Here is an 11,601-nt window from a genome sequence, read left to right on the forward strand (position 1 = left end):
CAACTGCCAATGCGTAACAATGCATTGCTATAAAAATTTGCCAACTACAGAACAGTTTTTTACATGTTAGAAGTTGAGATGAGTAATGGGTTTGGATTCACTTGCGTGTCGGAGTCATGGTTTTGTTGTCAAGCTTCTTAAATATTATACAGAAATTGATTTTGGCCTGATTATGATCAAAATCCTCCTGTTTTCCATGTTTTTAGCAAACGGAGTAAAATCTGGCCTCTAAATTTCGCTTCTAAGCTCCGATCTTTTCACCTTTGGAGGGAAAACACTGTTAATTTTTGGGATTTAAGTTCTTAACAATCACTCAACCGGCCGAATCATTGTTGCTAAGCACGGCTAAAACCGAGAGTTTAAAATTGAATAGAAAACCGATCACACCTACAATCCCCAGAGGACTTCTTCTATATTAATTCCACCAAATAAACTATTTATAGCATCCTCTTTTGAACGAGTCGGTGGGACAAGTAGTCATTTATTTCGAAAAACATTTAAACTAAAAAAACCAAAAGCGGTACAATTAGCATCGCATCTTCAAAAGTGGAGACCAGAACAGCTTAACTTCACCGAAAGAATTCTTGAAAAAAATATGAATAATCAAATAATGTATTTAAGATAGGGTATACCCTAAATCAGTACATTAAACACTTCTTCGAATCAGCCTTTAACGTTCATATTTGCTTGCCTGAATACACAACCCTAAATTACACACAGCGATTTATAAATTTTGAGGTATTACCATGAAGGCAACTTATGTACGGGTATCCACTTTTGAACAAAATATATCCAGGCAGCTAAAAGATAAAGAAGGGGAGGTGTACTGGGACAAAGTCTCCGGAATGGTTGCATTCGAGGACCGGGAAAGTGCAAGCAGACTTTTAGCCGATGCCAGGAAAGGGAAGATTGATGAGGTAGAAGTCCATTCCATTGATCGGCTTGGCCGTGATGCCATCAATGTTCTTCAAACAATCAAAACATTTACTGAACTGGGTGTAAATGTTAAATCGAAGAAAGAAGGCTTAAATACTTTACTTGATAACGGTGATCAAAACCCGGTGGCGAAATTGTTGGTTTCTGTTTTAAGTACACTGGCTGAAATCGATTATAATAATAGGAGGGAGGCTCAACGAGAAGGGATAGAAAGGGCTAAAGCTGAAGGGAAATATAAGGGACGGGCAAACGGTACTGGTTTATCAGACCTTGACTTAGTTGAAAAACATTCAGATATAGTAAGAGAGTTAAATAGGGGAGAGTCCATTCGCAGAACGGCCAAGCTTACCGAGAAAAGTAAAAGTACGGTTCAGCGGGTCAAGAAAGTTATGGATAAGATGGAGATAGATTGACGGACAAATGGGTTACAGAGCGATCGACGCAACCTGTCGATCGCTCTGTAACCCCAAAAAAACTTCCCCAACTTCGACAGCACCTTAAATCATGAATATTACCAATACAAATTTAGAGTAGAAGTTTTAATTGATATGGCACATTATATAACTCGCAATATGCAATTCGAAAACTATTCCAATCATCATATTTTCTCATCAGGTTTGTAGCTTGGAAAATGAATTTTGACAACTCTTTTCTTGCGCCAGTAGTTAAAAATTGATGATGTTTATATTTACGAATACCTGGAATTATGAATGGATTGACAAGTCTAAGGAATGGTAAAACTTCTTTAGAAAACCGGTAGTAAATAATTTCATTCGTGTGGCGTCCAGCTTGCCAAGGCTTTTCAGAAATTATTCCATCATACTCCCAATTATTTAATCTGAACATCTCTTGGTAATATTCTTGGGTAAAAATTGTTTCATACCCGGCGGGGTTGTTTAATATCGTAGCATCAATACTTTCAGAATCCCATAAATTCCTTATCGTATCAAGAATTTTGCGCCTTTCATTTTCTGCGTCTAATTCTTTGTCAGAATACTTGTTTTTAACTTTTAAATCAGTTTTATCAATTATAAACCGTTCAAGTAACTCTCGATTCTTTTTTTCCTGTAATGCTTTAACTTTTTTTAAATCTTCTGAATTCAATTTGGAACTTTTCATATAAATTAATTATAGATTGCTTGTCTTATTTTTTTTATGTGGTTCCCGAATGAGGAATTTGTTCCAAAATCGTGCTGTAGCTTTGATTTTAATTTTTTTGTATCTGGATTTAATTTTTTTGCTCTACCCCAAGCATATTTATCGGTATCAGGAGCATCAAAAGCATAAAAAACATATACAAAGCTTGGGTCCACATTATTCGAGATTGCGAACTGTTTAATAAATTCTTGATTATTGATGTAAGGGCTTGCTTCTTGTGTTTTTTCTTTGGAAAAAAAGTATTCTCTTGCAAAATTATCCGCTTCTATTTCACTTTGAGAATGACTAAATAGACTTTTTTGGTCTTCCTGCGAAATATGATAACTTGAAATCATTATCTCTTCCCAGTCAAATAATACATGAGATAACTCGTGAACTAAGGCAAACCAAAGTGTTGGATAAAATCCCATATAATCAGTTAAAGCAATACAAGGTTTATTATTCACTTCAAATGTTGCTCCCCTAATATGCAAAGAAGGAAAGGAGGGTATAAATACAACCGTTACACCTAATTGAAATAAATGCTGAATAACGTTCACAAGCCCATTTTCTACATCCATTGACTGCCACCTGATTTCAGGAAAATAATCAATTAATTCTTCTCGGCTATAGTCATTGGGATTTCTAAGCTCAATGCAAGTCTGTTCAGCTAAGTACATCCAGTTTTTCACACTACAATTTCGCTTTGCTCTTTTTCCCGAACTAAAAGCAACATTCAAATCAGGTTCTGAATAATCAAAAATATTATCTAAGCCAAAGTAGCTACAAATTGACTGCACGATTTCATCATAGTCAGTGAGAGAGTTAATTAGCCCCACTTTTTTTAGCTCGGCCAAATTGAATTTTTCGTTGACGAATCCAACCATTTCATTTCTCTCCTTAATATCATTGCCAACATTGTGAACCTCTCTGATTTTTTCTAGATAAAGTGTTGCGACCTGCTCAATATCAATCCCTAAAAAATTTGACAATTTTATCAATTGAGTAGAATCCAATTTTTTTTGTTCACCTGAAAGAATACCATCCAATGTGCGGACGCTCATTCCCATAATGTTTAGTGCAGTTGTCTTAGGAATGTCCAAGCTTTCAAGCCTCTGTTCAAATAGTTCACTCAAAGTTTCTTTTACTTTAATGGACTTTGGCTCAAACAAACGCTTTAGAATATCATCACTGTCTGACTTATTCTTACCCATAGAATTATGCTGCTTTTAAGAATAATTGTTAAATTAATTTTTAACCAAGATATAAAAAAAATGCATCAATACATTTTTTATTTGGTTAACTTTAGAAATATAATTTAAAATCAATGACCGAATAAAAGCGCCTTGCTCAACTAATGAAGAAGAACGGTGAGGAATTTTTCTTTGTAAAGTAGGGTGAGAGAATTTGTAAAATAATCAAAAGTAGGATTCCTTCAACTATGATTCCTTGCGAATCTCAAAGGCATTTGAAACAACGATCACTGATTGCAAGGTGTTGTTGTCATATTTCTCCGTGTCCCACTCCGCATAGACCCGTTCCCAAACCCGATACGTTCCCTCAATCTCGCCTCCATTCCAAGATGCATTGTTTCTGGTGGAATCCCACGTTGAAGAGTGCAACTGAATGGTTGCTTTAAAGATTTTACCGGGTTCTACTTTGATCGGAGCACGAAGTATATCTTGACAAAAAGGGGAGTAGGCTGGGATCCATTCCTCATCGACAAGCTTTTGTAGATTCTCTGATGCAACTCCCAAGCAGGATCCGGGATTGAGTACCTGGTCTCCTTTATTAATATAGACAAAGGTAATTTCCAAAAAACCATCTTCATTAACCAGATAGACATCCTGTTCTGTTTCTATTGAAAAGTTTTTAATAGCTTCGGAAAACCTTTCCATTTCATTTGAATCGAAAAGAGAACAACCACCAATTAAATTACTGAGTAGTAGAAAAGTACTCAGCCAGATGATTTTGTAGAATAGTAAATTTGATGTTTTAAATTTATTCATACAGAGAATGATTTAACTATTCCCCCAAATAATAAATATTATCACTCTATAGGAGTGGAATCATAGCCGTAAAACAACTTTCCAGTTGTAGAGTTGCAGGAAATTATACTGGGCCTGCTTGATATGTAAGTTATTGAGAAAATTATCATTTATTTCAAGGGCCCCGGCATAACGATGTTGCCTAAAAACCGCTTTGATTGCATTAGACTCCTCTTGGTTTAAAAGATAGACGTTGATATCACCCTTCTTGTCCTCATAGTGGCCACCATACCCAGGTATTTCAAAGGCAATATCAGCCAGTATTTTATCATACGTTATTCGAGCTGTATCGCTTTTTTATATTCAATATAGGCATCCCTTGCGGCATCTTTATCCACAACAGCACGCATGCTCTTGTCTTGATTTGAAGTGTCGCTTTGTTGAGTTACAAGGTCTCTTTCGCAACTAACAATATAACTTAACATTAGTAGTAAAAAGTGACCATAAAATATTTTTAGTCATAATTTGCCTCTCTATTTATCAAACAATGATTAGGTTATGAAATGGTAACCCATTGGAGGGGTTACTATAGTACTACACATAAAACAACCAAATACCTATGATGGTTTATAAAAAATTCATGTACATTAATTATACATATTTTAAAATTGATGCTTTTATGAATAAACTGCACCCGGGTAAAAGAATGGAACTTGAAAGATTTGAAAAGTAAATAGAGCGATTATTTTCAATTGCCATCAAATAGCAGGGCGGCCGTTATCAATGAAAGAAATTATTTATTGGAGGCCGGAATGGTATGATATTATACTACTTGAAGATGGTTAACCAAATTCAACCATTATGAAAAAAACCATATTTTAACTTGGTTATAGCTGCTTATCTGCCTAGTCGGCCTGTTTTTTAGGGAATCTGAGCGAAACTCGGCTTTTAAATTTCGTTTCTAAGCCTCGAGCTTGATTGCCTGAACGATAGACCATTACTAATTTTGGGACTTTTGCAAGGTTTTCAAATTTCCGGTTCATACCTATAGAAGAAGATTCGAAATAGATTATACAAAACCATATGAATCATCCATAAGCAGAGTACCGCAGGTGATGACAACACATCACGAAGCTAAGTAGGTATAGCTTTTGAGTTGTGTGTATCATTTATATGAACTCCCCGAAACCAATCGAATGCTCCATTGCTATTTTAAAGGCGAATTTATCGTCCGTTGGCCTGGTATGCGATTGGGCAAAAATCATGGAGTAAACATCTGTCAAGGGTAATTTCTAATATATCTTCATCAGATAAAAAAGCGTTAAATAAACAGTTATTGTAAATACATATATGTAATAATTAGCGTTAGCACTATCAAAACAATATTTATTCATATGCTGAGTTCATACAGACCAAAAATTATCACACTAATCATGGTAATTATCGCTCTTTTCATGGTTACATCGTGTAACGTCTTTGGGCCAGATACATCCTCTACTTTAGCAGAGACAAAATGGCGTCTGCAGGCCTTTGAAAAAGAAACCCCGCCCGGTGATCAAGAATACAGCCTCTCCTTCTCCGAAAACAAATTTGGTGGGTGGAATAACTGTAACCAATACTGGGGAGACTATGAAGCATTTACAGATGGTAGCCTCCGATTTGGCGATATCATTAGTACATATATGCAATGTGTTGACGGTTCAAAAGCCGAAAAATTTCATCGCTGGCTACAAACCGTTGACGCCTTTGAAATTGATGGAGATCGGCTGACTCTCTCCGCGAGAAAAGGTGATCTCATTTTTAAGCGTGTCGCAGAAGAGTAAAGAGAAGGTTGGTGTGTTGGAGTTAAAGGTTTGTTTTTGGGTCTTCTAAACTTTCGGGTGTAATAAATATTTATGGCTATCCACGCTGCATTATCCAGCAACCAAATACCGGCCAGAAAAACGATTAGACAAAACAGATACATACCAATTGTAGTAAGATGACTTGGCCGGTCGGTCCATAAAATATCTTCATCCGGAATGTTTACCATGGCATGTCCATTTATCGTTGAAGAACTGAACAGGGGAGAGTCCATACGCAGAACGGCCCGGCTTACCGAGAAAAGTAAAAGTACTGTACAGCGATTGAAAAAACGGTAAAAAAATGAAATAACCTTACTTAAGGTATACCTCCTGTCTTCGCTAAATATTCGTTACCAGTTGGCATCGTTTTTCTTTTCATGGTGGGGTTGTGTATATTTAAAAGGGTTATATTTTGTAAACCTAAAAAGCATTTTAAATGAATGGGTAGATAAAATGAGTGTTGCAGAAAAAATAAATAAACGCATTCGCAGCTTGCCAGAAGCCTCACAAACTGAAGTGTTGCACTTCGTCGAGTTCCTGCTTGACAGATCAACTCGCACTTCTGCGAGCCATGAGAATCAGGAATGGGCAATAGGATCGCTTTCATCGGCCATGCACGGGATCGAGACCGATAACGAACCTATCTATAGCGAATCCGATATAAAAGAGCATTTCTCGTGAGCAGGCCGGGCGATATCGTTTTATTCCGGTTCCCCCAAACTGATTTAACGAAAGGAAAACTGCGCCCCGCGCTGCTCATTCAAGCACTCCCCGGTCCATATGATGCCTGGCTCATTTCCATGATTTCTTCTCAAACCCACCAGTATATTGAAGGATTTGATGAGATTGTGGGAAAAGAGGATATGGATTTCCCGGTTTCGGGATTGAAACAGACCAGCGTGATTCGAATTGGTCGGTTGGCGGTGGTTCAGCACGATATGCTGGCCGGAGGCATCGGCCATATCGCTCCGGAGCGATTGCAACGCCTCAGAAAAAACCTTGCGCGCTGGCTTACCAATAACAATTGAACCCAAATGTCTCAAGCGCTTAAAAAGTCAACGAAATTCACTATTGCTTTGATATCTCCACTTAGAAACAAAATTTAACATCCACCCAGAAGACAATAGAAGAATAAACAGGGAGGGGGGAAGTACTCATATCTGTAAACATAGAATATTAGTTTCTAACTATTCTACTTTACATAATTTTAATTATATGACAACCTATATCTTCGTATCATAATTTACTATTATACTCATTAATCGAATTAAACTTTAATAAAATTAACCCTACAATCTAAATTTATCCAAAATACCTCTATGCGTTTCAAGTCTGTAAAACGCAACTTATGTTGAACTTAAATATTCAATATTTAGTCAATGCTAATTTCCCGGTTCGAAAACCACAAATTCACCGGTAAAATTCACCGGATAAAATACGCACTGAAGCGCTCCACAAACTTTGAATAAACTTTTTCCATCCGGCAGGTGTCGGCCGTACTCAATACGTTGGATCGTTGGCAACCCTAAGTGCGCCTGATCTGCGACTTCCTTTTGAGTCAACCCAAGCTGTTGTCTCCGTCCGGAAAAGAAATTACCAATCTTTGAACCAGCATCAGCCGCGTCAAAATCTGAGTCCTGAACGGAACCGCGATCGGCATTCCTGTTTTCAGCAATAGCCCAGGTTTTTTCTAACAGTTCTACAAAAGACTCATTTTCCGGTCTGTTGCGAAAAACCAGGGACAACCCCAACTCCGATACCAAGCTTAACAGTGTTTCACCTCCAGGTACAAACTTTCCGTACTCAATCCGCTGAACCGTACTTTTCCGGACGCCTGTTTTCTCGGCCAACTTCTGCTGGGTAAATCCAAGCTGTTGTCTCCGTCCGGAAAAAAACGATCCCGTTAATTGCTTCACAATTTTAAGCTCTTGTGGTGTGATGCTCATGCAAATCGATTAAAAATCTATAGAAATTAGGTGTGTCACCAAGATCGGGTTTCAAATTTCGCTTCTAAGGCTCTATCTCTTTCAATTCTGTCCGATGACATCCTTGAAATTTTGTGTTTCTTGGGTTGATCTAAAATACATCTTTTATGCTGTTAGAACAACTTGTTCATGTAGCAATTCTTGACCGACTCCTTTTCGATATCTCCAGTACCATTTATTTCCATTAAAGAGTTCTCGCTCCCCATATACCCTTTTCAGAGATTTTGCCATTTTATAGATAGGTCTTCCTTTCTTAATTGCTGTTACTTCTTTACGCCAGCGAATGATTCAGGAGATACAGATCCGTAACCATTCCTCCTAATATTACGGTGAATTCCAGATCAAATTGACCATTTACATAGTAATTTCACTTTGATGAGTAATTCCGTATTTTAATTCATTAAACTTTGAGCTTAACTTATCCAACAAGCAGGTCCTTGTTTAAGAAAACAGAACTCTTTAAAACCATGTATAAACTATCAGCACGATTGTTGCTGCTTGTTTTTGCTATACATGCACTTAGTGTGCACAGTCTGGCAGAATCGTTGGTATATTGCTTTGAGGAGAACGGTGACGTCAATATTGAATCAATTTCGGATTCTGGCATTTTCTTTAACAGTGAATCTGAGGTACATGAAGAAGAGAGTCACGGCCACGAACAAGAATCAGTCTTTCATGAGAATAGGGATGACCACAGAGATGTCCCCATTTCTTTACTCTGTGCCAAAGAAGACAAACTAAACCGATTTGACCAACAAAAAACGGTCACTGATCTTAAAAGAGCTGTTTTTGAAAAAAGTGAGATCAAAACGGCATCTCGCTCAATACAACAAATAGCTTTCTTACCTCCGATCATAGAAAACCCTATCATTTCAAACATACAGACAGTAGTACTTCTGAATTAGGCCGTTCCAGCCCTCCTTTACCTAATTCAAATTGAGAATGCATCCTACAGAGTTCACAGGATTATAATATCCCGTGCGCATTTCTCATCAATCTACAACAGCTAAAAGGCTGAATACTACATGTCAAAATTTATCAAAACGGTGCTGCTCATCGGCATGCTTGTGCTTGCTGCCGGTTGTGCCAGTGAAGAATCATTGATTGAACCACCCTCAGAAAGCACGCTCGGAGAACAAATTTACGAACAATCTTCTGCTTTAAATAAAAACTTAAATCGCTCAACCCAGACGGAATCGATAGCTATCTCAGATACGCTGATCTTTTCGGATGCCCTGGCGAAAGCGTTGGTCGAAAGCCCTGCCCTTCAAAGTTCGGCATGGCAAGTTCGTGTAAAAGAGGCCGAGCGAATACAGGCATCTCTGTTACCCAATCCGGAACTGGAAGCTGAGATGGAAAACTTTGGCGGAACGGGACCTTTTGAAGGATACGATTCCCGTGAGACCACTATCCGTCTCAGTCAAAAAATACTGCTGGGCGCTGACCGTATGAAACGCAAGCGAGTTGCAGGTTTAGATAGAAATCTTGCCGGCTGGGATTATGAAACCAAGCGGCTGGATATACTAACCGGCGTATCCAAGGCCTACATTTCTGCACTGGAAGCTCAAAAGCATTTGGAACAACAGCGGGAGCTTCTGGAGGTAGCCGAACAGTTCTATAATTCGGTTGTTGCCCAGGTGAAGGCCGGGAAAGTATCCCAATTGGAAGCAACCAAAGCCAACGTTGAACTCTCCAAAGTAAGGATTGAACTGCGACGTATACAACAGAAGCAGTCCTCTGCTTTTGCCGCCCTGGCTGCATTTTGGGGGAGCCGAAGTCCTGAATTTACTTGGCTTGAGGGGGCATTGGATACCACTGAGTCGATTCCTGAACTAACCGGTCTTATTCAGTATGTAGAGCGAAATCCCGATATCGCGCGCTGGGCGACTGAAATACAGCGACTGGAAGCGAATGTTTCCTATCAGCGTGCGAAAGGAATCCCGGATATTAAACTTGGTGCCGGGTACCGAAGGATGGAAGATCTCGATGCCGAAGCTGCCCTGGTGAGTGTATCGATTCCGCTGCCATTCTTCAATCGGAACCAGGGAAACGTAAAAGCGGCGCGGTATCAGCTCAACCAAGCCGAAACTCAACGTGAAGGCGTTTTTGCTGACGTCTATAGAAATTTATCACAAAGCTACCATCGACTGAACGCCTCCTACTACGAAGTTCAACAGTTGAAAAGTGAAGTTATCCCTGGTGCTGAAGAAGCGTATGAAGCTGCACAAATTGGATACAGTCAAGGCAAGTTTGATTTCCTGGAAGTACTGGATGCTCAACGAACCCTGTTTACAAGCCGAACCCGCTACATCGAATCTTTAGCAGAGTTTAATAAGGCTATTGCTGATGTAGAGCGGCTGATCGGTACGTCCCTTGAAGACATTTCTACCAACTAATTATTTGAATCCCATGAAACAGAGATTAAAAACAATGAAGATAATCAACGTAATCATTCCGGTGTCGATATTGCTTTTGAGTGGAGTCCTCATAAGCGGCTGCAGTTCTCAAAATGAAACCACACCACAAACCGAAAACCACGCTACGGCAGATGAACATGGCAGTGAAGAAACTCAACATACAGAGGTAGAAGGTGAACACTTGGAGGAACAGAGCGAAGGAACCGGTGAAGTTCATCTTTCTCAAGAGCAAATAGCTTCTCTCAGCATAAACGTAGACACCCTGAAAGCCGGGAGTGCAAGCTCCGTGATTCAACGGCCCGCCAGTGTGATGTACGATATGGATCGCATTGCAAAAGTGGGTCCGCGTATTGAGGCTAAAGTCGTTCAGGTAATGAAAGATCTCGGTGACTACGTGGAAGAAGGCGAGCCCATTGCTCAAATGAGCAGCGTTGGGCTCGGTAAGATCAAAGCCGATTATATTCGCCTCAGAGCAGCAATGAAGAAAGAAGAAGCCCACTTTAAGCGTGAGCAGAGTTTATACGAGCAGGATATCTCCAGTCAGGCTGAGCTGTTGCAGGCCGAATTGGAATATGAACAGGCCAAAGCTGAGCTTGATGCGGTCTCTGAAGCGTTGCGTTTGTACGGCTTGTCGCAAAATGACATCCAAAATATTAAGGCCGGGAGTGAAACTCCGCTTTCCTATTTCTACCTGAGCAGTCCGTTGAACGGAACGATTCAGGAGCGGAATCTTTCTCCCGGGCAAACCGTCAGCCCAAATGAAACACCGATTCACGTTGCCGACCTGTCTAAGGTTTGGGTAATGATAGATGGGTATGAGCAGGATATCCGCTATCTGGCTACCGGCCAAACGGTGGAACTTTCGGTACGAAGTATTCCTGTAATTACGTTCGAGGGAACTACTGATTGGATTTCGTACGAGCTGGAAAAAGAAACCCGAACCATGCCCGTACGTGCGCTTTTTGATAATCCTGATAGACAGCTCCGGGCCGGCATGTTTGGTACAGCACGTATCTATACCAATTCAGAGGAAACCGCTGCTGTAATTCCGGTGGATGCCGTTCAGCAAATCGAAGGTACCGACCGGGTATTTGTGCCCGGTGATGAGCCCGGAAGTTTCCGGCCGGTTGCCGTTACGCTTGGAAATGAACGAGATGGGTTTGTTGAGGTGATCTCCGGCTTAGATCCGGGGCAAACAGCTGTTGTTTCCGGGGCATTTGACCTGAAATCGGCTCTAACCGCCGCAACCCGAAGTGCAGATCATGGCCATTAATCAAATATGATCAATAAAATT

The 11,601-nt window shown here is 39.9% G+C and carries 11 protein-coding genes; 7 read left to right on the top strand and 4 right to left on the bottom strand.

What is annotated here, in order from left to right; genetic code table 11:
- The first annotated feature begins 746 nt into the window (after positions 1-746).
- Positions 747-1,349, top strand: coding sequence for a recombinase family protein (locus L0B18_RS18990; RefSeq protein WP_234573525.1), 603 nt, complete (start codon positions 747-749; stop codon positions 1,347-1,349).
- 112 nt (positions 1,350-1,461) lie between these two features.
- Here L0B18_RS18990 and L0B18_RS18995 read toward each other — a convergent pair whose 3' ends face one another.
- The 3 genes from L0B18_RS18995 to L0B18_RS19005 all read right to left on the bottom strand — a co-directional run bounded on the left by L0B18_RS18995 (position 1,462) and on the right by L0B18_RS19005 (position 4,082).
- Positions 1,462-2,055, bottom strand: coding sequence for a P63C domain-containing protein (locus L0B18_RS18995; protein WP_234573526.1), 594 nt, complete (start codon positions 2,053-2,055; stop codon positions 1,462-1,464).
- A gap of 5 nt (positions 2,056-2,060) precedes the next feature.
- Positions 2,061-3,287, bottom strand: coding sequence for an ImmA/IrrE family metallo-endopeptidase (locus L0B18_RS19000; protein WP_234573527.1), 1,227 nt, complete (start codon positions 3,285-3,287; stop codon positions 2,061-2,063).
- Between the two features lie 225 nt (positions 3,288-3,512).
- Positions 3,513-4,082: a hypothetical protein gene (locus L0B18_RS19005; RefSeq protein WP_234573528.1), complete on the bottom strand. Its 570-nt coding sequence runs from the start codon at positions 4,080-4,082 to the stop codon at positions 3,513-3,515.
- Positions 4,083-5,455: 1,373 nt separating this feature from the next.
- Here L0B18_RS19005 and L0B18_RS19010 point away from each other — a divergent pair.
- The 3 genes from L0B18_RS19010 (at position 5,456) to L0B18_RS19020 (ending at position 6,933) form a co-directional block, all read left to right on the top strand.
- Complete coding sequence (locus L0B18_RS19010) at positions 5,456-5,884, top strand: META domain-containing protein (RefSeq protein ID WP_234573529.1); 429 nt, start codon at positions 5,456-5,458, stop codon at positions 5,882-5,884.
- A gap of 378 nt (positions 5,885-6,262) precedes the next feature.
- Positions 6,263-6,586, top strand: a complete 324-nt coding sequence (locus L0B18_RS19015; protein WP_234573530.1) for a DUF2281 domain-containing protein — start codon at positions 6,263-6,265, stop codon at positions 6,584-6,586.
- On the top strand, positions 6,583-6,933 hold the full coding sequence (locus L0B18_RS19020) for a type II toxin-antitoxin system PemK/MazF family toxin (RefSeq protein WP_234573531.1): 351 nt from the start codon (positions 6,583-6,585) through the stop codon (positions 6,931-6,933). Before L0B18_RS19015 ends, L0B18_RS19020 begins: the two co-directional genes overlap by 4 nt.
- 354 nt (positions 6,934-7,287) lie before the next feature.
- Here the strand turns inward: L0B18_RS19020 and L0B18_RS19025 are convergent, their stop codons facing one another.
- Positions 7,288-7,851 (bottom strand): helix-turn-helix transcriptional regulator, encoded by a 564-nt coding sequence (locus L0B18_RS19025; RefSeq protein WP_234573532.1) that lies wholly within the window; start codon positions 7,849-7,851, stop codon positions 7,288-7,290.
- Positions 7,852-8,357: 506 nt separating this feature from the next.
- Here L0B18_RS19025 and L0B18_RS19030 point away from each other — a divergent pair.
- From L0B18_RS19030 to L0B18_RS19040, 3 genes are all read left to right on the top strand, one after another.
- Positions 8,358-8,795, top strand: a complete 438-nt coding sequence (locus tag L0B18_RS19030; RefSeq protein ID WP_234573533.1) for a hypothetical protein — start codon at positions 8,358-8,360, stop codon at positions 8,793-8,795.
- Between the two features lie 120 nt (positions 8,796-8,915).
- The gene (locus tag L0B18_RS19035) at positions 8,916-10,286 is read left to right on the top strand and encodes a TolC family protein (RefSeq protein ID WP_234573534.1); all 1,371 of its coding nucleotides are present in this window, start codon (positions 8,916-8,918) and stop codon (positions 10,284-10,286) included.
- Between the two features lie 34 nt (positions 10,287-10,320).
- Entirely contained in the window at positions 10,321-11,580 is a 1,260-nt protein-coding gene (locus tag L0B18_RS19040) for an efflux RND transporter periplasmic adaptor subunit (protein WP_234573535.1), read from the top strand.
- Positions 11,581-11,601: the final 21 nt, after the last annotated feature.

Source organism: Rhodohalobacter sp. 614A, assembly GCF_021462415.1.
Lineage (GTDB): Bacteria > Bacteroidota > Rhodothermia > Balneolales > Balneolaceae > Rhodohalobacter.